The organism is Streptomyces sp. NPDC036764 (assembly GCF_055609385.1).
In genome coordinates this window covers 78,642-105,444 of record NZ_JBVJPT010000009.1, presented here as the reverse complement: position 1 = coordinate 105,444, position 26,803 = coordinate 78,642, and the positions used below count along the sequence as shown (strand labels likewise).

Annotated in this window: 25 protein-coding genes; 11 read left to right on the top strand and 14 right to left on the bottom strand. The window is 72.0% G+C overall.

Translation table 11 applies throughout. From position 1 onward, the window contains the following. Positions 1-87: 87 nt before the first annotated feature. The 4 genes from ACZ69Q_RS29040 to ACZ69Q_RS29025 all read left to right on the top strand — a co-directional run bounded on the left by ACZ69Q_RS29040 (position 88) and on the right by ACZ69Q_RS29025 (position 5,644). Entirely contained in the window at positions 88-3,261 is a 3,174-nt protein-coding gene (locus tag ACZ69Q_RS29040; RefSeq protein WP_471047559.1) for a S41 family peptidase, read from the top strand. A 98-nt stretch (positions 3,262-3,359) separates the two neighbouring features. Continuing rightward, entirely contained in the window at positions 3,360-3,713 is a 354-nt protein-coding gene (locus ACZ69Q_RS29035; RefSeq protein WP_471047109.1) for a histidine triad nucleotide-binding protein, read from the top strand. Between the two features lie 12 nt (positions 3,714-3,725). Further along, positions 3,726-4,631 carry a ribonuclease Z gene (locus ACZ69Q_RS29030; RefSeq protein WP_471047107.1) on the top strand — a complete coding sequence of 302 codons (906 nt, stop codon included), beginning with the start codon at positions 3,726-3,728 and terminating at the stop codon, positions 4,629-4,631. A gap of 20 nt (positions 4,632-4,651) precedes the next feature. After that, the gene (locus ACZ69Q_RS29025; protein ID WP_471047105.1) at positions 4,652-5,644 is read left to right on the top strand and encodes an adenosine deaminase; all 993 of its coding nucleotides are present in this window, start codon (positions 4,652-4,654) and stop codon (positions 5,642-5,644) included. Positions 5,645-5,660: 16 nt separating this feature from the next. Here ACZ69Q_RS29025 and ACZ69Q_RS29020 read toward each other — a convergent pair whose 3' ends face one another. Beyond that, positions 5,661-6,902, bottom strand: coding sequence for an MFS transporter (locus ACZ69Q_RS29020; RefSeq protein ID WP_471047103.1), 1,242 nt, complete (start codon positions 6,900-6,902; stop codon positions 5,661-5,663). Between the two features lie 207 nt (positions 6,903-7,109). Continuing rightward, entirely contained in the window at positions 7,110-7,895 is a 786-nt protein-coding gene (locus ACZ69Q_RS29015) for an IclR family transcriptional regulator (RefSeq protein WP_471047100.1), read from the bottom strand. A gap of 151 nt (positions 7,896-8,046) precedes the next feature. On the opposite strand from ACZ69Q_RS29015, the gene ACZ69Q_RS29010 reads away from it, so the two are divergent. The 3 genes from ACZ69Q_RS29010 (at position 8,047) to ACZ69Q_RS29000 (ending at position 11,528) form a co-directional block, all read left to right on the top strand. Continuing rightward, complete coding sequence (locus ACZ69Q_RS29010; protein WP_471047557.1) at positions 8,047-8,943, top strand: 5-dehydro-4-deoxyglucarate dehydratase; 897 nt, start codon at positions 8,047-8,049, stop codon at positions 8,941-8,943. Continuing rightward, positions 8,940-10,229, top strand: coding sequence for a glucarate dehydratase family protein (locus ACZ69Q_RS29005; protein ID WP_471047098.1), 1,290 nt, complete (start codon positions 8,940-8,942; stop codon positions 10,227-10,229). The genes ACZ69Q_RS29010 and ACZ69Q_RS29005 overlap by 4 nt, the downstream gene beginning before the upstream one ends. 183 nt (positions 10,230-10,412) lie before the next feature. Beyond that, on the top strand, positions 10,413-11,528 hold the full coding sequence (locus tag ACZ69Q_RS29000; protein ID WP_471047555.1) for a carbohydrate kinase family protein: 1,116 nt from the start codon (positions 10,413-10,415) through the stop codon (positions 11,526-11,528). 131 nt (positions 11,529-11,659) lie between these two features. Here the strand turns inward: ACZ69Q_RS29000 and ACZ69Q_RS28995 are convergent, their stop codons facing one another. The 3 genes from ACZ69Q_RS28995 to ACZ69Q_RS28985 all read right to left on the bottom strand — a co-directional run bounded on the left by ACZ69Q_RS28995 (position 11,660) and on the right by ACZ69Q_RS28985 (position 13,793). Continuing rightward, a complete protein-coding gene (locus ACZ69Q_RS28995; RefSeq protein WP_471047097.1) occupies positions 11,660-12,460 on the bottom strand; it encodes a VOC family protein in 801 nt (266 codons plus the stop codon). A gap of 129 nt (positions 12,461-12,589) precedes the next feature. After that, positions 12,590-12,943 carry a cytidine deaminase gene (locus ACZ69Q_RS28990; RefSeq protein WP_471047096.1) on the bottom strand — a complete coding sequence of 118 codons (354 nt, stop codon included), beginning with the start codon at positions 12,941-12,943 and terminating at the stop codon, positions 12,590-12,592. Between the two features lie 28 nt (positions 12,944-12,971). Further along, complete coding sequence (locus tag ACZ69Q_RS28985) at positions 12,972-13,793, bottom strand: helix-turn-helix transcriptional regulator (protein WP_471047552.1); 822 nt, start codon at positions 13,791-13,793, stop codon at positions 12,972-12,974. A gap of 148 nt (positions 13,794-13,941) precedes the next feature. Here ACZ69Q_RS28985 and ACZ69Q_RS28980 point away from each other — a divergent pair, with 148 nt between their 5' ends. Continuing rightward, a complete protein-coding gene (locus tag ACZ69Q_RS28980; RefSeq protein WP_471047094.1) occupies positions 13,942-15,408 on the top strand; it encodes an MFS transporter in 1,467 nt (488 codons plus the stop codon). Here ACZ69Q_RS28980 and ACZ69Q_RS28975 read toward each other — a convergent pair. The 5 genes from ACZ69Q_RS28975 to era all read right to left on the bottom strand — a co-directional run bounded on the left by ACZ69Q_RS28975 (position 15,370) and on the right by era (position 19,697). Further along, positions 15,370-15,729 carry an MmcQ/YjbR family DNA-binding protein gene (locus ACZ69Q_RS28975; RefSeq protein WP_471047092.1) on the bottom strand — a complete coding sequence of 120 codons (360 nt, stop codon included), beginning with the start codon at positions 15,727-15,729 and terminating at the stop codon, positions 15,370-15,372. The two genes, ACZ69Q_RS28980 and ACZ69Q_RS28975, sit on opposite strands and share 39 nt — an antisense overlap. Continuing rightward, a complete protein-coding gene (locus ACZ69Q_RS28970; RefSeq protein ID WP_471047091.1) occupies positions 15,726-17,033 on the bottom strand; it encodes a hemolysin family protein in 1,308 nt (435 codons plus the stop codon). Before ACZ69Q_RS28970 ends, ACZ69Q_RS28975 begins: the two co-directional genes overlap by 4 nt. Beyond that, a complete protein-coding gene (gene ybeY / locus ACZ69Q_RS28965) occupies positions 17,030-17,527 on the bottom strand; it encodes an rRNA maturation RNase YbeY (protein WP_471047089.1) in 498 nt (165 codons plus the stop codon). The genes ACZ69Q_RS28970 and ybeY overlap by 4 nt, the downstream gene beginning before the upstream one ends. 12 nt (positions 17,528-17,539) lie before the next feature. Further along, the gene (locus tag ACZ69Q_RS28960; RefSeq protein WP_471047087.1) at positions 17,540-18,598 is read right to left on the bottom strand and encodes a PhoH family protein; all 1,059 of its coding nucleotides are present in this window, start codon (positions 18,596-18,598) and stop codon (positions 17,540-17,542) included. Between the two features lie 130 nt (positions 18,599-18,728). After that, positions 18,729-19,697, bottom strand: a complete 969-nt coding sequence (gene era / locus ACZ69Q_RS28955; protein WP_471047086.1) for a GTPase Era — start codon at positions 19,695-19,697, stop codon at positions 18,729-18,731. Between the two features lie 165 nt (positions 19,698-19,862). Here era and ACZ69Q_RS28950 point away from each other — a divergent pair, with 165 nt between their 5' ends. Next, on the top strand, positions 19,863-21,182 hold the full coding sequence (locus tag ACZ69Q_RS28950; protein WP_471047084.1) for an ammonium transporter: 1,320 nt from the start codon (positions 19,863-19,865) through the stop codon (positions 21,180-21,182). Next, on the top strand, positions 21,179-21,517 hold the full coding sequence (locus tag ACZ69Q_RS28945) for a P-II family nitrogen regulator (protein WP_471047082.1): 339 nt from the start codon (positions 21,179-21,181) through the stop codon (positions 21,515-21,517). Before ACZ69Q_RS28950 ends, ACZ69Q_RS28945 begins: the two co-directional genes overlap by 4 nt. A gap of 38 nt (positions 21,518-21,555) precedes the next feature. Here ACZ69Q_RS28945 and ACZ69Q_RS28940 read toward each other — a convergent pair whose 3' ends face one another. Together ACZ69Q_RS28940 and ACZ69Q_RS28935 are read right to left on the bottom strand one after the other, a co-directional pair. Next, a complete protein-coding gene (locus ACZ69Q_RS28940; RefSeq protein ID WP_471047080.1) occupies positions 21,556-22,032 on the bottom strand; it encodes a hypothetical protein in 477 nt (158 codons plus the stop codon). Between the two features lie 221 nt (positions 22,033-22,253). Continuing rightward, positions 22,254-23,102: a helix-turn-helix transcriptional regulator gene (locus ACZ69Q_RS28935; RefSeq protein WP_471047079.1), complete on the bottom strand. Its 849-nt coding sequence runs from the start codon at positions 23,100-23,102 to the stop codon at positions 22,254-22,256. 119 nt (positions 23,103-23,221) lie between these two features. Between ACZ69Q_RS28935 and ACZ69Q_RS28930 the strand changes: the two genes are divergently transcribed. Next, complete coding sequence (locus tag ACZ69Q_RS28930; protein WP_471047077.1) at positions 23,222-24,076, top strand: NAD-dependent epimerase/dehydratase family protein; 855 nt, start codon at positions 23,222-23,224, stop codon at positions 24,074-24,076. A 123-nt stretch (positions 24,077-24,199) separates the two neighbouring features. Here the strand turns inward: ACZ69Q_RS28930 and ACZ69Q_RS28925 are convergent, their stop codons facing one another. Continuing rightward, on the bottom strand, positions 24,200-25,441 hold the full coding sequence (locus tag ACZ69Q_RS28925; protein ID WP_471047075.1) for an MFS transporter: 1,242 nt from the start codon (positions 25,439-25,441) through the stop codon (positions 24,200-24,202). After that, positions 25,438-26,772: a GH1 family beta-glucosidase gene (locus ACZ69Q_RS28920; protein ID WP_471047073.1), complete on the bottom strand. Its 1,335-nt coding sequence runs from the start codon at positions 26,770-26,772 to the stop codon at positions 25,438-25,440. The genes ACZ69Q_RS28925 and ACZ69Q_RS28920 overlap by 4 nt, the downstream gene beginning before the upstream one ends. Positions 26,773-26,803 lie beyond the last annotated feature (31 nt).

Below are 26,803 nucleotides of genomic sequence, written 5' to 3'. Positions count from 1 at the left end.
GCTTAGGGTGATCGGGTGACACAGTCCGCGACGCCCGTGACGACTTCGGCCTCCCACCCGGCGGCCACCCGCCCCTCGCCCGCGTATATGCGGTATCCGCACCTGCGCGGCGACCTGGTCGCCTTCACCGCCGAGGACGACGTATGGCTCGCCCCCCTCGACGGCGGCCGCGCCTGGCGGGTCAGCGCCGACAACGTGCCGGTCTCCCGGCCGCGTATCTCGCCCGACGGCACGACCGTCGCCTGGACCTCCACCCGCGACGGCGCTCCCGAGGTGCACATCGCACCGGTCGACGGCGGCCCCTCCAGGCGCCTGACGCACTGGGGCAGTTGGCAGACCCGGGTGCGCGGCTGGACCCCGGACGGCCGGGTCCTCGCGATCAGCACCCAGGGCCAGGCCGGCAGCCGCCGCACCTGGGCCCACACGATCCCGCTCGACGGCGGCCCCGCGACCACCCTGCCGTACGGCCCCGTCGGCGACGTCGTGCACGGGCCGCACCTGGTGCTCGCCTCCGCGCCGATGGGGCTGGAGGCGGCCCGCTGGAAGCGCTACCGCGGCGGTACGGCGGGCAAGCTGTGGATCGACCGGGAGGGCGAGGGGGACTTCGTACGGCTGCACGCGGAGCTGGACGGGAACCTCGAGGACCCCGTATGGGTGGGGGACCGGATCGCCTTCCTCTCCGACCACGAGGGCGTCGGGGCGGTGTACTCCTCCCTCGCCGACGGCTCCGATCTGCGCCGGCACACGCCCATCGACAGCTTCTACGCCCGCCATGCCGCGAGCGACGGCACCCGTGTCGTGTACGTGTCCGCCGGTGAACTCCGGCTGCTGGACGACCTCGACGGCGCCGAGCCGCGCAGGCTGGACATCCGGCTCGGCGGGCAGCGCACCGACCGGCAGCCGTACTCGCTGAACGCCGCCCGTTCCTTCGGGGAGGCCGCGCCCGACCACACCGCGCGCGGCAGCGCCGTCTGTGTCCGGGGCACCGTGCACTGGGTCACCCACCGCTCCGGCCCCGCCCGCGCGCTGGCCGCCGAGCCGGGCGTCCGGGCCCGGCTGCCGCGCACCTTCCGGGCGGAGGGCGAGGAGTGGGTGGTGTGGGTGACGGACGCCGAGGGCGACGACGCGCTGGAGTTCGCCCCGGCGACCGGGCTCGCGCCCGCGGCCACCCCGCGCAGGCTGGCCGCCGGGCAGCTCGGGCGGGTGCTGGAGCTGGCCATGGCGCCCGACGGGAGCCGGGCGGCGGTCGCCGCGCACGACGGACGGGTGCTGCTCGTCGAGCGGGAGAGCGGCGAGGTCCGCGAGGTCGACCGCAGCGTGCACGGCGACGTCTCGGGGCTGGTCTTCTCTCCCGACTCGGCCTGGCTCGCCTGGTCGCACCCCGGCCCGCGCCCGCTGTCCCAGCTCAAGCTCGCCAACACCACCGACCTGTCGGTCTCCGAGGCGACCCCGCTGCGATTCCAGGACTACGCGCCCGCGTTCACGCAGGACGGCAAGCACCTGGTGTTCCTGTCGGCGCGCGCCTTCGACCCGGTCTACGACGAGCACGTCTTCGACCTGGCCTTCGTGGTCGGCTCCCGCCCGCACCTGATCACGCTGGCGGCCACGACCCCGTCCCCCTTCGGCCCGCAGCGGCACGGCCGCCCCTTCGACGCGCCGGACAAGGACGAGACCCCCGACAGCGAGGGCACCCCGACCACCCGCATCGACCTCGAAGGGCTCGCCGACCGGATCGTGCCGTTCCCGGTCGAGGCGGCCCGCTACACGCACCTGCGGACCGCCAAGGACGGCGTGCTGTGGCTGCGCCACCCCGTGCAGGGCGCGCTCGGCGCCTCCCGGGCCACGCCCGAGGACCCCGAGCCCAAGACCGAGCTGGAGCGCTACGACCTCCTCCAGCGGCGCGTCGAGCATCTCGCCGACGACGCCGACGACTTCGAGGTCAGCGGCGACGGCAAGCGGGTGCTGTTGTGGACCGACGGCAGGCTCAAGGTCGTACCGAGCGACCGGCGGGCCTCCGGCGACGAGGACAGCGACTCGAACATCACCGTGGACCTGACGCGGGTACGGCAGCGGGTCGACCCGGCGGCCGAGTGGCGGCAGATGTTCGACGAGGCGGGCCGCATCATGCGGGACCACTTCTGGCGGCCCGACATGAGCGGGGTGGACTGGCCCGGCGTCCTGGACCGCTACCGCCCGCTCCTCGACCGCGTCGCCACCCACGACGACCTGATCGACCTGCTGTGGGAGGTGCAGGGTGAACTGGGCACCTCGCACGCCTACGTCTCGCCGCGCGGCGGATACGGCGGCGGGGCCCGGCAGGGCCTGCTCGGTGCCGACATCTCCCGGCACGCCGACGGCAGTTGGCGCATCGACCGCATCCTGCCGTCGGAGACCTCCGACCCCGACGCACGGGCGCCGCTGGCCGCGCCCGGGGTCGCGGTGCGCGCCGGGGACGCGATCGTGGCGGTGGCCGGGATGCCGGTCGACCCGGTGACCGGGCCCGGACCGCTGCTCGTCGGCACGGCGGGCAAGGTGGTCGAGCTGACGATCTCGCCGGCCGGCGGCGGGGACGTACGGCACGCGGTCGTGGTGCCCATCGCGGACGAACAGCCGCTGCGCTACCACGCATGGGTCGCGGACCGGCGGGCGTACGTCCACGAGAAGTCCGGCGGCCGGCTCGGTTACCTCCACGTACCGGACATGCAGGCGCCGGGCTGGGCCCAGATCCACCGGGACCTGCGGGTCGAGGTGGCCCGGGAGGGGCTCGTCGTGGACGTCCGCGAGAACGGCGGCGGGCACACCTCCCAGTTGGTCGTGGAGAAGCTGGCCCGGCGGATCGTCGGCTGGGAACTGCCGCGCGGCATGCGGCCGTACAGCTATCCGCAGGACGCGCCCCGGGGACCCGTGGTGGCGGTGGCGGACGAGTTCTCCGGATCCGACGGGGACATCGTCAACGCGGCGATCAAGGCGCTGGGCCTCGGCCCGGTGGTGGGCACCCGGACCTGGGGCGGCGTGATCGGGATCGACAGCCGGTACCAACTGGTCGACGGCACGCTGATCACCCAGCCGAAGTACGCCATCTGGCTGGAGGGCTACGGCTGGGACGTCGAGAACCACGGAGTCGACCCGGACGTGGAGGTGCTCCAGCGCCCACAGGACTGGGCGGCGGGCAGGGACACCCAACTGGACGAGGCGATCCGCCTGGCGTTGGCAGGGCTGGAGGAACGGCCGGCCAAAACGCCGCCAGGTCTGCCCACCTAAGGGGCGCGGGGAACTGCGCGACCAGCCACCGAGCACCCGCACCCAGCGACGATACGATGCCCCCCGTAAACCAAACCGGCCCAACCCCCGGAGGGACCATGGCAGGGGAGCCGCAGGACGACTGCTTGTTCTGCAAGATCGTCGCAAAGCACGTTCCGGCGACGATCGTGCGGGAGACGGAGACGACCGTCGCGTTCCGGGACATCAACCCCCAGGCTCCCACCCACGTCCTGGTCATCCCCAAGGCGCACTACAAGGACGCCGCCACCCTGGCCGCCGCCGAGCCGGCCCTCGTCGCGGACGTGCTGCGCGAGACCCAGGCGGTGGCCGACGAGGACAAGCTGGAGAGCTACCGCGTCGTCTTCAACACCGGCGCCGGCGCCGGCCAGACCGTGTTCCACGCGCACGCCCACATCCTCGGTGGCCGTGGCATGCAGTGGCCCCCCGGCTAGCCGGAAGTCGTCGTGTCCGTACGTGAGTTGGTCGTCCTCGGGACGGCGAGCCAGGTCCCGACCCGGCACCGTAACCACAACGGGTATCTGCTGCGGTGGGACGGCGAGGGCATCCTCTTCGACCCCGGCGAGGGCACGCAGCGGCAGATGCTGCGCGCCGGCGTCGCGGCCCATGACCTGAACCGGATCTGCGTCACCCACTTCCACGGGGACCACTCGCTGGGGCTCGCCGGGGTCATCCAGCGGATCAACCTCGACAAGGTCCCGCACCCCGTCACGGCCCACTACCCGCGCTCCGGCCGGCGCTTCTTCGACCGCCTTCGGTACGCCACCGCCTACCGCGAGACCGTCGACATCACCGAGGCCCCGGTCGACACCGACGGCGTCATCGCCGACACCGGCGGCTACACGCTGCACACCGCCCTGCTGTCGCACCCCGTCGAGTCGTACGGCTACCGCCTCGTCGAGCCCGACGGCCGGCGCATGCTGCCCGAACGCCTCGCCGCGCACGGCATCCAGGGCCCGGACGTCGGGCGGCTCCAGCGCGAGGGCGTGCTCGGCGGCGTCTCGCTGGACGACGTGAGCGAGATCCGGCGAGGGCAGCGGTTCGCGTTCGTCATGGACACCCGGCTGTGCGACGGGGTGTACGCCCTCGCCGACGGCTGCGACATGCTCGTCATCGAGTCCACCTTCCTGGACGAGGACGGCGAACTCGCGGCCGAGCACGGCCATCTGACCGCCGGTCAGGCGGCCCGCGCCGCGCTCGACAGCGGCGTACGGCATCTCGTGCTGACCCACTTCAGCCAGCGCTACACCGAGCCGGAGGAGTTCGAGCGGCAGGCCCGCGACGCCGGTTTCGACGGGGAGCTGACGGTCGCGCACGACCTGCTGAGGGTCCCGCTACCGAAACGTCGGTAATGCCGCCGTACGATGCTTTGATGCCCCTCCCGAAAGCAGAACTGCACCTCCATATCGAAGGCACCCTCGAACCCGAGCTCGCCTTCGAGCTGGCCGCCCGCAACGGCGTCACGCTGCCGTACGGCGACACCGACGAGCTCCGCAAGGCCTACCAGTTCGAGGACCTCCAGTCCTTCCTGAACCTGTACTACGAACTCATGGCCGTCCTGCGCACCGAGCAGGACTTCGCGGACCTCGCGAACGCCTATCTCGCGCGTGCCGCCGCTCAGGGCGTGCGGCACGCGGAGATCTTCTTCGACCCGCAGGCGCACACCAAGCGGGGCGTCGAGCTGGGCACCGTCGTCGAGGGACTGTGGCGGGCGCTGGGGAGCAGCGAGGCGAACCACGGGGTCTCCACCCGCCTCATCCTGTGCTTCCTGCGCGACGACTCCGCCGAGTCGGCCATGGACACGCTGCGGGCCGCCGAGCCGTATCTCGACCGGATCACCGGCGTCGGCCTCGACTCGGCCGAGGTCGGCCACCCGCCGGTGAAGTTCCGCGAGGTGTACGAGGCCGCCGCCGAGCTCGGGCTGCGGCGGGTCGCGCACGCCGGCGAGGAGGGCCCGCCCGCCTACATCACCGAGGCCCTGGACATCCTCGGCGTCGAGCGCGTCGACCACGGGCTGCGCTGCATGGAGGACCCCGCGCTGGTCGAGCGGCTGGTTCGGGAGCGGGTGCCGCTGACCCTGTGCCCGCTGTCCAATGTGCGGCTGCGGACCGTCGACACCCTCGCCGACCACCCGTTGCCCGCGATGCTCGACGCCGGTCTGATGTGCACCGTCAACTCCGACGACCCGGCCTACTTCGGCGGGTACGCCGGCGACAACTTCGACGCGGTGCGCTCGGCGCTGGGCCTTGACCGGGAACGGCTTCGGGGGCTGGCCCGCAACTCCTTCCTCGCCTCCTTCCTGGAGGACGACGAGGAGCTGCGGGCGCGGTACTTGGCCGAGGTGGAGGGCTACGAGTTCGGGTAGCCCGGCAGGCAGCCGCTCAGGTGGCGGCGGTCAGGCGGTCGGGGACGGCCGGGGTGGCCTCGAAGGTGTCCAGCGGGATCTCGACGACCTCGACCGCCTCGACCGCCTCCGCCGTCTCGGCGACCTCGACGCTCGGGTGGGTCCGGTGGCCCAGTGCCACGACCGTCATCGGCACGGCGACGACCAGCAGCCCCACCGCGAGGACCGCGCCCATCACGGGGAACCCGGCCTGCGCCGACAGCACGCTCCCGGTCAGCGGGCCCGCCGCCGTGCCCAGCGACCCCGCCGAACCCACGAGCACCGCCCAGCGGCCACGCGGGTCGAGGGAGGCGGCGAGGCCGATGACGTACGACAGGACGATCGGGTAGATCGTGTTCCAGGCGATCTCGCCGGTCGCGAAGGTCGCGAGATCGGTGGCGGCCGCGCTGAGCGCGATGCAGCCCGCGATGGTGACCGTGCCGGCCCCGATCGGCAGCGCGAGCCCGAGGCGCGGGCCGAGCGCGCCCGCCCCGGTCACGCCGAGCAGCCCGGCGCCCAGCGCCACGGCGAACACCGCTCCGACCGTGGTCTCCGTCAACTGCGCCTGCGTCAGGCCGATCCGGCCGCTGACGCCCCACAGGGAGTTCTGGGCCAGGGACCAGCACAGCATGCAGGCGGCGAGGACCAGGCCGGGGCGGCGATGGGGGAGAGGCGCGGCCGGCCGGCGTGCCCCGGCCGTCGGCGCGTCGACGGGGATCCGGCCCGTCAGAGGCCATACGGCGAGCGCGGTGAGGGCGATGGCGGCCAGCGGCTGGCCATGGCCGGCACCGAGGTGCGGGACCGTCAGATAGACGGCGCCCGCGAGGGCGGAGACGCCGAGCAGGCCGGCCGTGGTGGTCCGGTGCGGGTCGTGCTGGGCGGCGATACGGGTGGCGGCGACCGCGGTGGCCGTACCGGATCCGAAGCCGCCCACCAGGACGCCGAGGACGACGGCCGGTACGGCGTGCGCGAGGGCAGCGCCGCCGTAGCCGAGCAGGGCGAGGGTGAGGCCGATCCGGGCCAGCCTGCGAGCGCCGACGCGGTCGACGCGGGAGGCCAGCAGGAAGCCGGCCGAGGCCGAACTCAGCAGCAGCGCACTGCCGACGGCACCCGCCTGGGTGGGAGAGAGCGGAAGTCCGGAGTCGAGCCTGCCGACGACGGTCGGCAGCAGATACGGAGCGAGGTACCCGGCCGTGAAAAGGGCGACGAGGGGCCAGGGGGTGGTGCGGGGGGCGAACACGGGCGTTCCCAGGGCATGCGAAAGGAGCGGCACAAGAAAGGGGGAGGGGCGCAGGCCGTCGACGGACAGGAACGCGCGGGCAATTTGTATCAAGCCGGGGGAGGCGCGAAGAAGCGGGGACGGAGTGATCTGAGGCACATTCCGTTTGCAGTGAGGGAAGAGGGGTAGCTGAGGTGCTCGCCTCGCCCGGGCCTTCCCGAGGCGCCCTCAGCTACGCCAGTGCGCCGCGCCGCCCCCGCCGGGGGCCCTCGCCTCGATCTTCGCCCGGGTCTCCCGCATCACCGCCACGATCCGTTCCTCGTGCGCGGCCGACAACCGGGCCACCGGCACCGAGCAACTGATCGCGTCCTGCGCCGGGGTGTCGTAGCGCAGGGCGAAGCCGAAGCCGACGATGCCGAGGACGCCCTCCTCGCGGTCGATCGACCAGCCGCGCGCCCGCACCTCGGCGAGGTCGGCGGCCAGCGCCTCGCGGCTGGTGCGGGTGTTGGGGGTGAGCGCGCGGTACGGGCCCTCGGGCAGGTCGCCGTCGGGGCGTTCGGCGAGCAGCGCCTTGCCGAGGGCGCCCACGTGCGCCGGCAGTCGGCGGCCGACCCGGCTGATCGTCCTGAGGTACTCGTGCGACTCACGGGTCGCGAGGTACGCCACGTCCCGGCCGTCGAGGCGCGCCATGTGGATCGTCTCGCCCAGCGTCTGCGACGCCTCGTCGAGGTAGGGGCGCACCAGGCGCACGCGCGGGTCGGAGTCGAGGTAGCTGGTGCCGGTGAGCAGGGCGTGGATGCCGATGCCGTAGAGCGAGCCGGTGACGTCGGTGCGGACCCAGCCGCGCGAGATCAGGGTCTGGAGCAACGCGTACATGGAGCTGCGCGGCACCTCCAGCTCGTCGGCCAGCTCCTGGAGGCGTGCGGGGCGGTCGCCGCGCGCGGCGAGGAGTTCGAGCAGCTCCACCGTGCGCGCCGCGGACTTCACCTCGCGGACGCCGCCTGTCTCCGACATGGGCCGATCGTAATCGGAGGGACGGTGCCATTGACGGTCGCGGTTCGCGTATCTAATCTCGATTCTCATACATGGATGAGGTCTACATGGGGAGATGGCGAGGGTGAGCCTCGATACGGACACGGACACTATCCGCCGGCTGCGGGACGGCATGGCACGCGGCGTTCTGTCGTTCCCGCTCACGAGCTTCCACGAGGACGGCTCGCTGGACCCGGACGGCTGCCGCGCCCATGTCGCCGCCCAGCTCGCCACCGAACCCGGCGCGGTCTTCCCCGCCTGCGGCACCGGCGAGTTCTTCTCGCTGGACGAGGACGAGTACCGCGTCGTCGTCACCGCCGCCGTCGAGGAGGCGGCCGGCCGGGTGCCCGTGGTGGCCGGGGTCGGGTACGGCTGGGCGCAGGCCGCCCGGTTCGCGCGGATCGCCGAGGAGGCCGGCGCCGACGCCCTCCTGGTCCTGCCGCACTACCTCGTCGCCGCCCCGCAGGACGGCCTCGTCGCCCAACTGGAGCAGCTCGCGGCCCGGACCCGGCTGCCGCTCATCGCCTACCAGCGGGGCCAGGTCACCTTCACCGCCGCCTCGTTGCGGCGCATCGCGCGCATCCCCGGCGTCATCGGCCTCAAGGACGGCCACAGCGACCTCGACCGCCTCCAGCGCCTCACCCTGGCCGCCCCCGAGGGCTTCCTGTTCTTCAACGGTGCCGCCACCGCCGAGATCCAGGCCCGCGCCTACGCCACGGTCGGCGTCCCCGCCTACTCCTCCGCCGTGCACGCCTTCGCCCCCGAGATCGCGAACGCCTTCTTCGCCGCCCTGCGCGACGGCGACCACGGCTTCGCCGACCAACTGCTGCGCGACTTCTACGTCCCGCTCGTCGAACTGCGCGACCGGGTGCCCGGCTACGCCGTCTCCCTGGTGAAGGCGGCGGCCCGGCTGCGCGGCCGCCCCGTCGGACCCGTGCGCGCCCCGCTCACCGACCCGTCGCCCGGCGACCTGGCCGAGCTCAGGGCCCTGCTCGGCACCGGACTCGACCTCGTGGGAGCCGCGCTGTGAACCCGACCATCGCGGACGTACGCCTGACGCCGATCCTGGTCGCCGACCCGCCGCTGCTGAACACCCAGGGCGTCCACCAGCCGTACACGCCCCGCCTGATCGTGGAGGTCGAGACGGCTGACGGGATCACGGGCGTCGGTGAGACGTACGGCGACACCAAGTACCTGGAGCTCGCGCGGCCGTTCGCGCAGAAACTGGTCGGGCGCCGGGTCTCGGACCTGAACGGCCTGTTCGCCGTCGCCGACGAGGTGGCCGTCGACCGGAACCGGGTCTCCGGTCAGGTCGACGTCGGCGGGCTGCGCGGTGTCCAGACCGCCGAGAAGCTGCGGCTGTCCGTCGTCTCCGGCTTCGAGGTCGCCTGCCTCGACGCCCTCGGCAAGGCGCTCGGGCTGCCCGTGCACGCGCTGCTCGGCGGCAAGGTGCGGGACGCGGTCGAGTACAGCGCGTACCTGTTCTACAAGTGGGCCGGGCACCCGGAGGGCGTGGGCGCGGAGAAGGACGACTGGGGTGCCGCCCTCGACCCGGCCGGGGTCGTCGAGCAGGCGCGCAGGTTCAAGGACCTGTACGGCTTCACGTCCTTCAAGCTCAAGGGCGGTGTCTTCCCGCCGGACGAGGAGATCGCTGCCGTACGGGCCCTCGCCGAGGCATTTCCCGGGCATCCGCTGCGGCTCGACCCCAACGGGGCCTGGTCGGTGGAGACCTCGCTGAGGGTGGCGCGGGAGCTCGGGGACGTCCTGGAGTACCTGGAGGACCCGACCCTCGGCACGGCCGGCATGGCCGAGGTCGCCGCGCGCACCGGGGTGCCGCTGGCGACCAACATGTGCGTGACGACGTTCGCCGAGATCAAGGAGGCGTTCAGGAAGGACGCCGTGCAGGTCGTCCTCTCCGACCACCACTACTGGGGCGGGCTGCGCAACACGCAGCAACTGGCGGCGATCTGCCGCACGTTCGGCGTCGCGGTGTCCATGCACTCCAACACCCATCTCGGCATCTCCCTGGCCGCGATGACCCACGTGGCGTCAACCGTGCCGGACCTGCACCACGCCTGCGACTCCCACTACCCCTGGCAGTCCGAGGACGTCCTCACCGAGCGCCTCACCTTCGAGGCGGGCAAGGTCGCCGTACCGGACGGGCCCGGCCTCGGCGTCGAACTGGACCGCACCCGGCTCGCCGAGCTGCACCGGCGATGGCTCGATGACGACGGCACGCTCAGGGACCGCGACGACGCGGCGGCGATGCGGGTCGCGGAGCCGGGGTGGGTCACACCGGCGGTGCCGCGCTGGTAGGGGCGGCCGGGAGCGGGTAGCGGCCGCTCGACCTGTACGGACGGGCGGCTCGGGCAAGATCGTGGTGGCGTTGTCAGTGGCGTGGTGCACACTGGCCAGATCAGCATCACGTCAGGGAGCGCACCCGTGACCACGCCCACCGCGCCCACCGGAAAGGGACCCTCGCCCCAGCGGCCGTCGGCCATGGCGGCGGGGCCGTATCGCCGGGCCCAGGTCGACCCTCTCGCCGGCCTGCGCACGCCCGCCGACCCGCCCTGGGACGTGTATCTCACGGGCACGGTCTTCCTGGACATCATCTTCACCGGCCTCGACTCCGCCCCGGTGCGCGGCACCGAGTCCTGGGCGCGCGGCATGGGCTCCAGCCCCGGCGGCGTGGCGAACATGGCCACCGCCCTGGCCCGCCTCGGCCTGCGGACCTCGCTCGCGGCCGCCTTCGGCGACGACCACTACGGCGACTACTGCTGGGACGCGCTGGAGCAGGGCGAGGGCATCGACCTCTCGCCGTCGCGCACGGTCCCGGGCTGGCACTCGCCGGTGACGGTGTCGATGGCGTACGAGGGGGAGCGCACGATGGTCTCCCACGGCCACGAGCCGCCCCCCGAGCCCGTGCCCGGTCCGGACGGGGCACTGGAGTGCCCGCCGCGCGCGCGTGCCGCCGTCGCCTCCCTGGTGCCGGGCACCCGCGCACCCTGGATCGCGCAGGCCGCGAGCAAGGGCGCCCGCATCTTCGCCGACGTCGGCTGGGACGACACGGGGGCATGGGATCTGGCGGGGCTGGCGGACCTGGAGCACTGCGAGGCGTTCCTGCCGAACGCCCAGGAGGCGATGCGGTACACCCGCACCGACTGCCCCCGCGAGGCGGCCCACGCCCTGACCGAGCACGTCCCGCTGGCGGTCGTCACCCTCGGCGCGGAGGGCGCGTACGCGGTGGACGGCAGGACCGGGGAGACGGCCGTCGTCCCGGCCATCGCCGTGGAGGCCCTGGACCCGACCGGCGCCGGTGACGTCTTCGTCGCCGGTTTCGTCACCGGCACCCTGGCCGACTGGCCGCTCGCCGACCGCCTGGCCTTCGCGGGCCTCACGGCCGCCCTGTCGGTCCAGGAGTTCGGCGGCTCCCTCTCGGCGCCCGGTTGGGCCGAGATCGGCGGCTGGTGGCGCCAGGTCCAGTCCCTCGACCGGCAGGACCCCGAGGCCCTGCGCCGGTACGCGTTCCTGACGGACCTGGTGCCGAAGGACGCGGGACGGCCCTGGCCGCTGCGCAGGGCGGTACCGACGATCGGGTTCAGACGGTCGGCGTGAGAGCGGCCGGGCTCAGGACGGTGCCGCCGGGGTCGGCAAGGGGTTCAGACGGTCGGCGTGAGAGCGGCCGGGCTCAGGGCGGTGTCGCCCGGGTCGGCAAGGGGTTCAGACGGTCGGTGGTGTGAGGGCGCTCAACTCGGCGTCGCCGGGGTCAGCACCACGAAGTCCGCGTTCGACGGGTCCACGCACACGGCCAGCCGGCCGACGCCCTCCGCGTCATCCGGGCCCATCTGCACACTGCCGCCGTTCTCGGTGACCTTGGCGACCGCCGCGTCGCAGTCGTCGACGTTGAAGACCGGGTGCCAGTACGGCCGCCCGTCCGCCAGCGCGAGGTTCTCCGCCGGCAGCTCCATGAGGCCGCCCTGCATACGGTCCTCGGGCAGCCCGGCGGGCGTGATGATGGTGTACGCGCCACCGCCGCCCGGCAGTTCCATGTCGCTGTACTGCCAGCCGAAGACCCCGCCGTAGAACTCCTTCGCGGCCGCGGCATCGGTCGTGTACAGCTCGGTCCAGGACAGCGAACCCGACGCGTCCGCCAGCTCGAAGCCCGAGTTCTTCCTCGGCTGCCACACGGCGAACTGCCCGCCCAGCGGATCGGTGAACTGCGCCATCCGACCCCAGTCCTCCAGGTCCATCGGCGCCACCCGCACCGTGCCGCCCGCGTTCTGCACGGCCTGTGTCGTGGCGTCCGCGTCCGCGACGGTGTAGTAGATCATCCAGGCCGACCGCGCCCCCTCCTCGGTGAGCTTGCCGAGCCCGGCGACGGTCTTGCCGTCCTTCTTGAACATGCCGCCCTGGAATTCCTCGCCCTCGCCCATGGACTCGTAGTCCCAGCCGAGCACCGCACCGTAGAAGGCCGCGGAGGCCCGCACATCGGGGGCGCCGAGGTCGAGCCAACAGGGGGAACCCGGGGCCTGGTCGGTGGTGATCATGACGATTCCCTTCCGCCGATCCTGTATGCCCTCAGCGTGACACCGGGCACAGACAACCGCCCGTCGGATCGCCCCTTCCTCGCCTCCACGCCGGTCCGTGTCCTACCGGCGTACGCGCCGGTTCGAACCTCAGCCCGCCGTCACCGTCGTACGCACCGACCCGTCCGGCCCCGCCACCAGCACCGGCGTCTGCGGCCCGCCGAGATCCCGCACAGCGGCCCGGTCCGCGTCCGAGGCACCCTCCGCCTCCGTCACGACCGCGGCCGCCTCCAGCGACGTCGCCCCCGACGCCACCGCCATCGCCACCGCGGTCTGGAGCGCGCTCAGCTTCAGGGAGTCCAGAGCGACGGTCCCGGCGACATACGTACGGCCCGTCTCGTCCCGTACGGCAGCCCCCTCGGGCACGCCGTTGCGGGCCCGCGCGGAACGGGCCAGGGTGACGATCTTGCGGTCCTCGGGGTCGAGCGCGCTGTTGTCGGTCATGAGCTGAGCATACGTAGCGCCACGGGCCCTATCCGGCCACGGGGTACATCGCCCCGCGCCGGCCCTCCGGGGACGCCAGCCACTCCAGCTTGGCCGCCGTGTTCGCCTCGTCCAGCGGCGTGTGCAGCACGATCGACAGATCGGGCCGCACCGGCATCTGCATCACGCTCGACTCCATGCACAGCAGCCCGACCAGCGGATGGTCCAGCTCCTTGCGGATCTGCCCGGCGTCCTCGATGTCCCGCCGCTCCCACAGCGCGACGAACTCCGCGCTGGACGCCCTCGCCTCGGCCAGCACCGCCTGGAACCCCTCGTCGTCGGGGGAGGCCGAGCAGACCGCGCGGAACTGCGCCACGACCGTGGCCGCGTTCGCCTCCCAGTTCCTGGAACGCGAGCGGTACATCGGGTCGGTGAAGAAGTCGATCAGGCAGTTCCACCGCTTGCCCGGCCGCATGCCGAGCACCGTCGCGGCCGCGTCGTTGTGCAGCACGCCGTTGTAGTACTTGTCCATGATGTGCGCCGGATACGGCATCCACGCGTCGATCAGCCGCCGCAGCCCGTCGCACATGTCCTGCTTCTCGGGCGCCACTTCGGGCGCCGGAGGGTTCAGCCCGGCCAGCAGATACAGGTGCCGGCGCTCGGCGTTGCTCAGCCGCAGCACCCGGCCGACGGAGTCCAGCACCTGAGGCGAGACGGAGATCTCCCGCCCCTGCTCCAGCCACTGGTACCAGGAGGCGCCCACCCCGGCCAGCACGGCGACCTCCTCGCGCCGCAGCCCCGGTGTCCGGCGCCGCGCGCCACCGTCGGGCAGTCCCGCCTCGCCCGGGGTCACCCGGGCCCGCCTGCTCATCAGGAACTCGCGCAGCTCGCGCCGCCGATGACTCTTCAGCGTGCCCTCGGACACGTACCGATCCCCCTCGTCGCGTTGGCTGGTGGTGCCACCACCAGGACAACTTCCCGCTCCCCACGGCTATTCCGATGCCAGCAGGCTCTTACCCATGGCGATCGACACTCCCCAGCCCACCTCCACCTCCGCACCCACCCCCGCGCCCCCGCTCGACACCCCCGGGATGTCGGCGCGCGACAGGCTCGTCCTGTTCGTCCTGTGCGCCGCCCAGTTCATGGTCGCGCTCGACTTCTCCGTGCTGAACGTCGCCCTGCCCGTCCTCGGCGCCGACCTCGGCATGAGCCAGTCGGCGCTCCAGTGGGCGGTCACCGCGTTCGCGCTGCCCTCCGGTGGCTTCCTGCTCCTGTTCGGCCGCATCGGCGACCTCTACGGCCGCCGCAGGCTGTTCCTCACCGGCCTCGCCCTGTTCGCCGCCGCCTCGGTGCTCGCGACGTTCGCCTGGGACCCGGCGTCGTTCCTCGCCGGACGCGCCCTCCAGGGCCTCGGCGCGGCGGTCATCGTCCCGACCGGCATGTCCCTGCTGACGACCACGTTCGCCGAGGGTCCCGCCCGCGACCGGGCGCTCGGCATCTCCGGGACGCTGATGTCCCTCGGCTTCACCATCGGCATGGTGGCCGGCGGCATCCTGACCGACGCGCTCGGCTGGCGCTCCACGATGGGCCTGCTCGCGATCTTCGCCCTGATCGTGCTGCCTCTCGCGCCCGGTCTGCTGCCCGAGTCCCGCACCCCGGAGCGCCCGCACCTCGACGTCCCCGGCGCGATCACCGTCACCGGCGGTCTGCTGTCGCTGATCTACGCCCTGACGACGGCCGCCGACCACGGCTTCGCCCGCGTCGACGTCATCGCGACCCTGATCGCCGGCCTCGCGCTGCTCGCCGCCTTCGTGATCGTCGAGTCCCGCACCAAGGCACCGCTGGTCTCCCTGCCCATGCTGCGCCGCCGCACGGTGGCGTGGGGCAACGTCGGCGGTCTTGTCACCTTCTCGATGATGTCGACGGTGATCTTCGTGCTGACCCTGTACCTCCAGGAGATCCTGCGCCTGTCGGCCTGGGAGACGGGTCTGGTCTTCGGCGTCCAGGGCGTGGTGTCGGTGGTCGCGGGCGCGCTCACCCCGAGGTTCGTCAGCCGCCTCGGCGCCCGCCGCACCCTGGTCCTCTCCCTCACCGGTCAGGGCGCCTTCATCTCGGCGCTGGTGTTCCTGAACACCGAGACCTGGTCCGTCTGGCTCGCCACGGCCGCCGTCTCGGTGGCGAGCATGTTCCATCTGGGCGCGATCATCTCCTACGGCCTGACGGTCACCTCCGGCGTCCCCGACGAGGAACAGGGCCTGGCCACCGGCCTGGTCACCTCGACCCAGCAGATCGGCCTCACGGTCGGCATCCCGCTGCTCGGCGTCCTCGCCACCACCGCCGACGACCTCCTGTCCGGCACCCGCACGGCCATGGCGCTGAACTCGGCGATCGTCCTGGTCGCCGCGGCCCTGGTCGCCCTCGGCCTGCGCACCCGGCGGACGGCCGGATCAGGGGCGGTCGAGGCGGAGGCGGTCGGCTCGCGGTAGGCCGGCGACGACCAGGTCGTAGGAGTCCTCGACGAGCTCCCGGACGAGACGGTCCGGGAGCTCGCCGTCCGCCGTGACGGTGTTCCAGTGCCGCTTGTTCATGTGATACCCGGGGATGATCAGGCCGGGGTGCTCGCCGCGCAGCCGGACCGCGTCCTCGGGGTCGCACTTCAGGTTGACCGTCAGGGGCCGGGCGTCGAGGTTCGTCAGGGCGAAGAGCTTGCCGAGGACCTTGAAGACCGAGGTCTCGGGGGTGAAGGGGAAGTCCTCCACGGCCGCGTTGAACGACAGGCAGAGGGCGCGCAGCTCCTTGGGGGTCACTCGGACTCCTTCTGCTCCTCCGGGGGCACGAGGGGACCCACCGGCTCGACGAGCACGGTCACGATCTTGTTCCGGCGGCCGGCCGCCGCCTCCGCCGTCAGCCGCAGGACGCGGCCGTCGGGCAGCTCGACCACCGACGACGCCCCGGCGATCGGCACCCGGCCGAGGGCCTTCGCCAGCAGACCGCCGACGGTCTCCACGTCCTCGTCGTCGTACTCGTCGAGGCCGTACAGCTCGCCCAGGTCGGTGATGTCCAGGCGGGCGGTCACCCGGTAGCGGTCCTCGCCCAGGTCCTCCACCGGCGGCAGCTCACGGTCGTACTCGTCGGTGATCTCGCCGACGATCTCCTCAAGGATGTCCTCGATGGTGACGATGCCTGCGGTGCCGCCGTACTCGTCGACGACCACGGCGACGTGGTTGCGTTCCTTCTGCATCTCGCGCAGCAGGTCACCGGCGTTCTTGGTGTCGGGCACGAAGAACGCGGGCCGCATCGCCGTCGACACCAGTTCGCTCTCCGCGTCCCGGGAGATGTGCGTCTTGCGGGTCAGGTCCTTCAGGTACACCATCCCGACCACGTCGTCCTCGTTCTCCCCGACGACCGGGATACGCGAGAAACCGGAGCGCAGGGCGAGGGTGAGGGCCTGGCGGATGGTCTTGTAGCGCTCGATGACGACGAGGTCGGTCCGCGGGACCATGACCTCCCGCACCAGCGTGTCGCCCAGCTCGAAGACCGAGTGCACCATGCGGCGCTCCTCGTCCTCGATCAGCGATTCCTTCTCGGCGAGGTCGACCAGCGCGCGCAGCTCGGCCTCGGAGGCGAACGGGCCGCGGCGGAAGCCCTTGCCGGGGGTCAGCGCGTTGCCGATGAGGATCAGCAGATACGGGATCGGGCCCATGATGCGGGCCAGCGGCAGCAGGACGTACGCCGCCGCCGTCGCCGTGTTCAGCGGGTGCTGGCGGCCGATGGTGCGCGGGGAGACCCCGACGGCGACGTACGACACCAGGACCATGACCGCTATCGCGACCAGCAGGGCCTCGGTGGTGCTGTCGAATTCCTTCAGGCAGGCATACGTGACCAGGGCGGCGGCGGCCATCTCGCAGGCCACCCGGACCAGCAGCGCCACGTTCAGATAGCGCGTCGGGTCGGCGGCGACCAGCGCGAGCTTCTCGCTGCCGCGCCGCCCGCTGCGTACGGCCTCCTCGGCGCGGAAGCTGGAGACGCGCGCCAGGCCCGCCTCCGCGCAGGCGGCGAGCCAGGCGACGACCACCAGGGCGATGGCGCCGGAGACGAGGGCGAGACTCATGACACGGTGGGGGCCGGGGAAGGACCGGTCAGGCCCTTCTCCGAACGCCAGCCGTCCACGATGGCCGCCTGGAGACCGAACATCTCGGCCTTCTCGTCGGGCTCCTCGTGGTCGTACCCGAGGAGGTGCAGCACACCGTGGACGGTGAGCAACTGGAGCTCCTCGTCCATGGTGTGCTGCGTGGGCGCCTCGGCCCCTTGCTTCGCGGCGACCTCGGGGCACAGCACGATGTCGCCGAGCAGCCCCTGCGGCGGCTCCTCGTCGTCCTTCGACGGCGGGCGCAGCTCGTCCATCGGGAAGGACATGACATCCGTCGGCCCCGGCAGGTCCATCCACTGGATGTGGAGCTGCTCCATGGCGTCGGCGTCCACGACGATCACCGAGAGCTCGGAGAGCGGGTGGATGCGCATCCGCGCGAGTGCGTAGCGGGCGATGTCGAGGATCGCCTGCTCGTCGACCTCGGTTCCGGACTCGTTGTTGACGTCGATCGACATGGTCGCGCTGGTCTACTTCCGTTTGTTACGGGCGCCCTTGTGGGTGCCGTTCTCCGTGCCGTTGCGGCTGTCGTACTTCTCGTACGCGTCGACGATACGGCCGACCAGCTTGTGCCGTACGACATCGTGGGACGTGAGCCGGGAGAAGTGGACGTCGTCGAGGCCCTCCAGGATGTCCTGGACCTGACGCAGACCCGACTTCGTGCCGCTCGGCAGGTCGACCTGGGTCACGTCACCCGTGATCACGATCTTCGAGTCGAAGCCGAGGCGGGTGAGGAACATCTTCATCTGCTCGGGCGAGGTGTTCTGGGCCTCGTCCAGGATGATGAAGGCGTCGTTGAGCGTACGACCGCGCATGTACGCGAGCGGGGCGACCTCGATCGTCCCGGCCGCCATCAGCCGCGGGATCGAGTCCGGGTCCAGCATGTCGTGCAGTGCGTCGTACAGCGGGCGCAGATACGGGTCGATCTTCTCGTAGAGCGTGCCGGGCAGGAAGCCCAGGCGCTCGCCGGCCTCGACCGCCGGGCGGGTCAGGATGATGCGGTTGACCTGCTTGGATTGCAGGGCCTGGACGGCCTTGGCCATGGCCAGGTAGGTCTTGCCGGTGCCGGCGGGGCCGATGCCGAAGACGACGGTGTGCTTGTCGATGGCGTCGACGTACCGCTTCTGGTTGAGCGTCTTGGGGCGGATGGTGCGGCCGCGCGAGGACAGGATGTTCTGTGTGAGCACTTCGGCAGGGGTCTCCTGGCCGTCGCCCTCCCCGTTCTCACTCGCCCGCAGCATGGCGATCGAGCGTTCCACTGCGTCCTCCGTCATCGGCTGTCCGGTGCGGAGCACCAGCATCATCTCGTCGAACAGGCGCTGTATGAGGGCGACTTCCGCGGAGTCGCCGACCGCGCTGATCTCATTGCCCCGGACGTGGATGTCGGCCGCCGGGAAGGCCTTCTCGATCACGCGCAGCAGGGAGTCGCCGGACCCCAGCACGGTCACCATGGGGTGCTGGGCGGGGACGGTGAACTGTGCTCTCGCCTGTCCCTGCGCGGGTGTGTGAGCTGTGGGTGTCTGAGTCATGGGCCGGCTCGTAGGCCTTGCTCGTCCTCCTCGATACGACTCGCCCGCCACAGGGGCGGCCTGGCGATTTCAAGGGTACGCCGCAGGACTGACACTGCCGTAGGGCTTTTCGGCGAGGAGGTTACGGCTCTCAGAAGCCCAGCTTGCGGAGCTGGCGGGGGTCCCGCTGCCAGTCCTTCGCCACCTTCACGTGCAGATCCAGGAAGACCGGAGTGCCGAGGAGGGCCTCGATCTGCTTGCGGGACTTGATGCCGACGTCCTTCAGGCGCTTGCCCTTGGGGCCGATGATGATGCCCTTCTGGCTGGGGCGCTCGATGTAGACGAAGGCGTGGATGTCCAGGAGGGGCTTGTCGGCGGGGCGGTCCTCGCGGGGGAGCATCTCCTCGACGACGACGGCGATGGAGTGCGGAAGCTCGTCCCGTACGCCCTCCAGCGCGGCCTCGCGGATCAGCTCCGCGATCATGACCTGCTCGGGCTCGTCGGTGAGATCGCCCTCGGGGTAGAGCGCCGGACCCTCCGGCAGCAGCGGGACGATCAGGTCGGCCAGCAGGCCCACCTGCTTGTCGCCGACCGCAGAGACGGGGACGATCTCGGCCCACTCGAAGCCCAGCTCCTTGCCGAGCTGGTCGATCGCGATGAGCTGCTCGGCGAGGGTCTTGCTGTCCACGAGATCGGTCTTCGTGACGATCGCGATCTTCGGCGTCTTCTTGATCGACGCCAGTTCCTTCGCGATGAAGCGGTCACCGGGGCCGAGCTTCTCGTTCGCGGGCAGGCAGAAGCCGATCACGTCGACCTCGGCCCAGGTGGTGCGCACGACGTCGTTGAGGCGCTCGCCGAGCAGGGTGCGCGGTTTGTGCAGTCCGGGGGTGTCCACCAGGATGAGCTGGGCGTCGGGCCGGTGCACGATCCCGCGCACCGTGTGCCGCGTGGTCTGCGGCTGGTTCGCGGTGATCGCGACCTTCTGGCCGACCAGAGCATTCGTGAGAGTGGACTTGCCCGCGTTGGGGCGGCCCACGAAGCAGGCGAAGCCGGCGCGGTGGGGTGCCTCCGACGATGCCGACGGCTCGGATGACTTGCTGCGAACGCTCATGGCGCCCATTCTCCCTGATCCACAAGCCCCTGCCGCACAAGGGAGCGACCGGACCCCGCCGTGTGAGCCTTCGGAAACCCGCGCGCAATGAAACACCCTGGAAACACCCCCGTGCACAACCGGAAACGCACTCCCGTGAATCTCTGACGAGCCCCCACACCGTTGGAGACCACCGTGCCCCTCGCCGCCGCAAGCGTCGACACCGGCGACACCGCCTGGCTGCTCGCCGCCACCGCGCTCGTCCTGCTGATGACCCCGGGCCTGGCCCTCTTCTACGGCGGCATGGTCCGCACGAAGAGTGTCCTCAACATGCTGATGATGAGCTTCGTGTCCATCGCCCTGGTCACCGTCGTATGGCTGGCCTGTGGGTACTCGCTCGCCTTCGGCGACGACGCGGCCGGCGGGCTGATCGGCGGCCTCGAACACCTCGGCATGGCCGGTATCGGTCCGGACAGCGTCCAGGGCACCGTCCCCACCCTCCTCTTCGCCACCTTCCAGCTCACCTTCGCGATCGTCACCGCGGCCCTGGTCAGCGGTGCCGTCGCGGACCGGGCCAAGTTCGGGGCGTGGCTGGTGTTCGTGCCGGTGTGGGCGCTGCTCGTATACGTTCCGGTCGCCCACTGGACCTGGGGTCCCGGTGGCTGGATCCTCGACGGCCTCGGCGCACTCGACTTCGCGGGCGGTCTGCCCGTCGAGATCACCTCAGGCGCCTCGGGCCTCGCGCTGTGCCTGGTCCTCGGCCCGCGGCTCGGCTTCAAGAAGGACGCGATGCGGCCGCATAATCTGCCGATGGTCGTCCTCGGGGCCGGTCTGCTCTGGTTCGGCTGGTTCGGGTTCAACGCCGGGTCCGCCCTCGGCGCCAACGGCCTCGCCGCCGCCGTCTTCCTCAACACCCTCGCCGCCGGCTGCACCGGTCTGCTCGGCTGGCTCCTCGTCGAGCACAAGCGCGACGGCCACCCCACCACCCTGGGGGCGGCCTCCGGCGCGGTCGCCGGCCTCGTCGCCATCACGCCGTCCTGCGGCTCGGTCTCCCTGCTCGGCGCGCTCGTCATCGGCCTCGCCGCGGGTGTCGTCTGCTCCTACGCCGTGAGCTGGAAGTTCAAGTTCGACTACGACGACTCCCTGGACGTCGTCGGCGTCCACCTGGTCGGCGGTGTCGTCGGCACCCTGCTGATCGGCGTCTTCGCGACGGCCACCATGACGGGCGGCACCGAGGGTCTGCTGCACGGTGGCGGGCTCGCGCAGCTCGGCAAGCAGCTCGTGGCGATCGTGGCGGTGGCGGCGTACGCCTTCCTCGTTACCTTCGGGCTCGGCAAGCTGATCGACAAGGTCATGGGCTTCCGGGCGAGCGAGGAGCAGGAGCACACCGGCCTGGACCTTACGGTGCACGCCGAGAGCGCCTACGATCACGGGGTCCTGGGGCACGGAGCCCCGGTCACCGCGTCCCTGTCCTCGTCCGCTCCCGCCGCGCAGAAGGTCAATAAGCAGGCATGAAGCTCATCACCGCGATCGTCAAGCCGTACCGGCTCGACGAGGTCAAGACCGCTCTGCAGGAGATCGGCGTGCACGGTCTGACCGTGACCGAGGCCAGCGGCTACGGCCGGCAGCGCGGCCACACCGAGGTGTACCGCGGCGCGGAGTACCAGGTCGACCTGGTGCCGAAGGTCCGCATCGAGGTCGTCGTGGACGACGCGGCGGCCGAGGACGTCATCGACGCCATCGTGAAGGCCGCGCAGACCGGCAAGATCGGCGACGGCAAGGTCTGGGCGCTGCCGGTCGACACCGTCGTACGGGTACGGACGGGCGAGCGCGGCCCCGACGCGCTGTAGCAACGCCGGGACCGCGCCCTCTCAGCGCGTCACGCGCCTCAGTCGAACACGAACGGGCCCGGCGACTGCGGCCCGGTCGCCGTGCAGGTGATGGTGATGCCGAACACGGTCATCTGCAACGAGCCGCCGAAGGCCTCCAGGCTGTCCCCGGAGGCGACGGTGCCGCTGAGCGGGCCGACCTGGACGGGGTCGCCGGCGGCCATCGCCGGGTTCTTGGTGCCGGAGAAGGCGACGGTGCCGCCGCTCGCCTTCACCAAAGTGAGCGTCGAGGCGATCGAGTCCGCGGACAGCGCGATCGGCGCGGTGATCGCGGACGAGTTGACGGTGACGGTGGCGGAGGTGCCGTTCTGCGTCGCGGTGATGCTCGCCTCGCCGCCGCCGAAGCTGCCGCAGTCGGCGGTGATCGTCGCGGTGGCGGGGGTGACGGCGAGGGCGGCGGGTGCGAAGGCGAGGCCGGTGATGGCGAGTGCCCCGGCCGCCAGGGCCGCACCTGCTCCGATACGCGTTCGTCTCATGGGATTCGCTCCCTTTCGGGGGTGGGGGAATTCCGTGTGGGGGGACAGCTCGGCAGGTGGGTGCGGGCACGCTGCGGCGAGAGCTGGCATCTGAGAACTGAGAACTGGGATCTGACGGTCCGTCGGAACCGTCGTTTCCATTGATGCGCCTGGGACGAGGGTCGGCAAGGGTGATTTCCGGCCTCAACTACCGACGGGTCAACTACCCGGCCCTGGCCCGGTCAGGTCCTGCTGGGCGACATGTCCTGGAGGCCCACCACGCGCAGCAGTTGGAGGCGTTCGTAGGCGTCCGTGCCGGGGCGGGCGGAGTGCACGACCAGGAGGTGGTGGTGCTGGTGGCTGACCATGACCTCGCAGTCCAGCTCCAGCAGGCCGACCAGGGGGTGCAGGAAACGCTTGGTCGCCCGGTTGCGCTGGGACACCTCGTGCTCGTCCCAAAGCGCTGCGAACTCCTCGCTGCCCGCGCGCAGTTCGGCGACCAGCTCGGCCGGCTCCGGGTCGTCGGGGCGGGCCGCGGCCACCGCGCGCAGACTGGACACGTGGCCCCGCGCATGGCCTGCGAGGTCCTCCGGCGGGAAGAGGGTGCGCGCGGCCGGGTCCAGGAAGAAGAGCCGGGCGAGGTTGCGCTCGCGCCGCGGGCGGGACATCACGTCGCCGATCAGCGCCTTGGCCATCGCGTTCTGCGCCATCACCTCACCGCAGTCGTTCACCACCTGCGCCGGGGTGTCGTGCAGCCGGTCCAGGATCAGCAGGAGCCCGGGGCGCACATGCGCCGACGCCGTCTCGCGCCGCGGCGGCTCCTCGCCGGCCAGGTGGAACAGATGGTCCTGCTCGACGTCGGTCAGGCGCAGCGCGCGGCCCAGCGCGGTGAGCATCTGGCGGGACGGGCGCGGTCCCCGGGACTGTTCCAGCCGGGTGTAGTAGTCCACCGACATGCCCGCAAGCTGCGCCACCTCCTCGCGGCGCAGGCCCGGCGTACGGCGCCGGGAGCCGGGCGTGAGGCCCACGTCCGACGGGGTCAGCCGGGCGCGGCCACGGCGCAGGAAGTCGGCGAGTTCGGCTCGGTTCACCCCTCCAGCCTGCGACACGGCGCGCGCCTTATCCAGGGACTGCCGATCCCCTGATCAACAGGTCTCTCCCGCTCCGACCCGCCCCGTCCGAGGGTGGTCGGTGACGAGAGGGGCAGATCATGCAGACATTGGTGACGGGTACGACGGGACAGGTCGGCCGGCGCTTCGTGCCGAGGCTGCTGGCGCAGGCCAGGGCCGGGGAGCAGGTCAGGGTCCTGGTCCGGGACGCGGTACGGGGCGAGCCGTTCGCCGAACTGGGCGCCGAGGTCGTCGTCGGCGACCTGCGGGACGCGGAGGTGCTCGGCAAGGCGGTCGCCGGGGTCGACGCCGTCGTCAACGTCGCGGCGTCCTTCCGCGGCGTGCCCGACGAGGAGGCGTGGGCGGTCAACCGGGACGCGGCCGTGGAACTGGGCCGCGCCGCACAGGCGGCCGGTGTGCGCAGGTTCGTGCAGGTCAGCACCGGGCTGGTGTACGGCACCGGGCGCGGGCGCCCGCTGACCGAGGACGACGAGACCCGGCCCGGCGGCGCGATGTGGGGCGCCTACCCCGAGTCCAAGGCGCAGGCCGAGCGGGAGCTGCTCGCGCTGGACGGGATGGACGTACGCATCGGCCGTCTCCCCTTCGTCTACGGCGAGGGCGATCCGCATCTCGCGCAGTCCCTGATGTGGGCCGGGAACTGGGCGGCGACCCAGCGGCTGCACATGGGGCACCATGCGGATGTCGCCCAGGGGCTGCTGCGGATCCTGCACGCGCCGGGGATCGCGGGGCGGATCTACAACATCGCCGACGACGTCCCTGTCACGGCGGTCGAGTTGCACCAGCTCAACGGGGTGGAGGTGCCGGAGGCTCTGTACGACCGCACCGATCCCGACCCGTGGCTGGCGGTTGTCTCCACGGACCGGATTCGGCGGGAGCTGGGGTATCGGCCGTTGTTCCCGAGTGTCTATGCGGCTCGGGACGCCGGTGCGCTGTGACCGAGTGCCGCGATCGGTAGTCGGGCGGCTGCTGATTCGCTGTGGCTTGTCGCGCCCACGCGGCGGAGCCGCAAATCCAATGCAGCCCCGCGCCCCTTGGCGGCGTCGCCGAACCGTGGGCGACTAATCCACGCCCCTGATACGTCCGACCAGCACCGCCCCCGCCAACCCGACCACCGCCGCCACCAGGTACAGCGCCCGGTAGCCGCCCAGGTACGTCACGATCGGGGCCGCCAGGGCGGGGGCCGCTACCTGGGGGAGGGCGTTGGCGATGTTGATGACGCCGAGGTCCTTCCCGCGGTCCCGTGCCGCGGGCAGGACGTCCGTCATCAGGGCGAAGTCGACCGACATGAAGACGCCGAGGCCGACGCCGAGCAGCGCCGCCACGACGATCGCGCCCGGCCAGGTCTGCCAGGCGGCGAGGAGCGCGGTGGCCGCCGCGATCAGGACGCCGGACCAGTGCACGAACGGCTTGCGGCGGCCCACCCGGTCCGACCAGACGCCGCCCACCACGACCGTGGCCAGCAGCGACACGGCGTTCACCGCGGTCAGGATCAGCACGCCCTGCTCGGGGTCGTCGTGGTGCAGGCGGTCCCGGAGGTAGTAGAGCAGGTAGAGGATCACCAGCGCGTTGCTGAGGTTGATCAGGAAGCGGGTCAGCCAGGCCCAGCCGAAGTCCGGATAGCGGCGCGGGCTCAGCCAGAAGCCGCGTGCGAACGACCGCCAGGACCACGCCGGCCGGTCCGCGGCGGCGAGCCGGAGGTCCCGGTGGCGGAGCACGTACGGCAACACGCCCGCCGCGACGAACACCGCACACGCCGCGTACCCTGCCGCGATCCCGCCCGCCGCCGTCGCCAGGCCCGTCCCGGCGACCGCCCCGAGGATCTGCGCCGCCCCCAGCCAGCCGCCCACGACGCCCCGTTGGAGCCGCGGCACCCGGTCCGGCACCGCCGCCGTCACCGCCGCGAAGGCCGCGTTCAGGGTGAGCTGGACCAGGCACCAGCCGAGCGTCATCAGCCACAGCCCGTCCGCGCCCGCGAGCAGCAGCAACGACAGCGCACCGCCCGCGGCCCCGGCCACGATCCACGGCGTACGGCGGCCCCGGCGGGCCGTGGTGCGGTCCGACAGGGCACCGAAGAACGGGTTCGCCGCCAGCGACACCACCGCCCCCGCGCCCGTCACCCAGGCCAGCAGGGTCTCCTTCGACATCCCCGTGCCGGGCGCGAAGTCCTCCGCCTGCTGGGCCAGCAGGATCTGGAGCGGGCCGTACCAGCCCACCCAGATCGCCACGTTGGCCAGCGACAGCGCCGTCGTCCAGCCCCCGCCGACCCGTTCCGTGGGCTCGGCCAGGGCGCCGGTCGTCATCCCTGGGCCCGGAGCACGTCCCGCAGCCAGCCGTACGACGCCTTGGGCGTCCGCTCCTGCGTCTCGTAGTCCACGTGGACCAGCCCGAACCGGCGCGCGTACCCCTCGGCCCACTCGAAGTTGTCCAGCAGCGACCAGACGAAGTAGCCGCGCACGTCCACGCCCGCCTCCACGGCCCGGTGCAGGGCGCGGATGTGGCCGTCCAGATAGGCGATCCGCTCCTGGTCGTCGACGCCCTCGTACGAGCAGCCGTTCTCGGTGATGACGACGGGCGGCAGCCGGTCGCCGTAGCGCTCACGGAAGCCGGTGAGCAGCTCCGTCAGCCCGTCGGGGACCACCGGCCACCCGAAGTCCGTCGTCGGCACGCCCTCGATCTCCCTTACCGAGAAGGGCAGTTCGGCCGGCATGGTCACTCCGCCGAACTCGATCTCGGTGCCCTGTGGGGCGCCCACGCGGGTCGGGGCGTAGTAGTTGACGCCGTAGAAGTCGATCGGCTCGGCGATGACCTTCAGGTCCGACTCGACGTCGCCGGGCATCAACTCGCCGATGCCGTCCGGGTACCGGCCGAGGAGGAGGGGGTCGGCGAACAGGCGGTTGAGGAGCAGGTCGTAGAAGTCGGCCGCCTCCAGGTCCGGCTGTTCCTGCGACGCCGGCCAGGTCGGGCCGTGCGAGTTGGCGATGCCGATGTCGGTGGCGCCGACCGCGCGCAGGGCCCGTACCGCCAGGCCGTGGGCCAGCAACTGATGGTGGGCGACCGGGAGGGCGTCGAAAAGGAGCTGCCTGCCCGGGGCGTGGGTGCCGAGGGCGTGACCCAGCAGGGTGTGCTCGGCGGGTTCGTTGAGGGTGATCCACTTCTGGACGCGGTCGCCGAGGCGCTCGGCGACCACGGACACGTACTCGGCGAACCGGGCGGCCGTGTCCCGCTCCAGCCAGTCCAGCGTGAGCGGCAGGTCCCAGTGGAAGAGGGTCGGGACCGGGCGTACGCCCGCCGCGCACAGCTCGTCCACCAGACGGTCGTAGAAGTCGAGGCCCTTCGGCGAGTTCACCCGGGGCCAGGAGACCGAGAAGCGGTACGCGCCGACGCCCAGGCCGGCCAGCAGCGCCACGTCCTCGCGGTACCGGTGGTAGTGGTCGCACGCCACCTCGGCCGTGGAGCCGTCCTTCACCCGTCCCGGCTCGGCCGTGAAGGCGTCCCACACGGACCGCTCGCGCTCGTCCGTCGCGCCCTCGATCTGGTGGGCGGACGTCGAGACGCCCCACAGGAAGCCGGCCGGGAAACGGGGTATCGGACGCTGCGCGCCGCGCTCATCGATCGCCATGCGCCGGATCATCCGTACCGGCGGTAATGGAAGTCAACGCCCG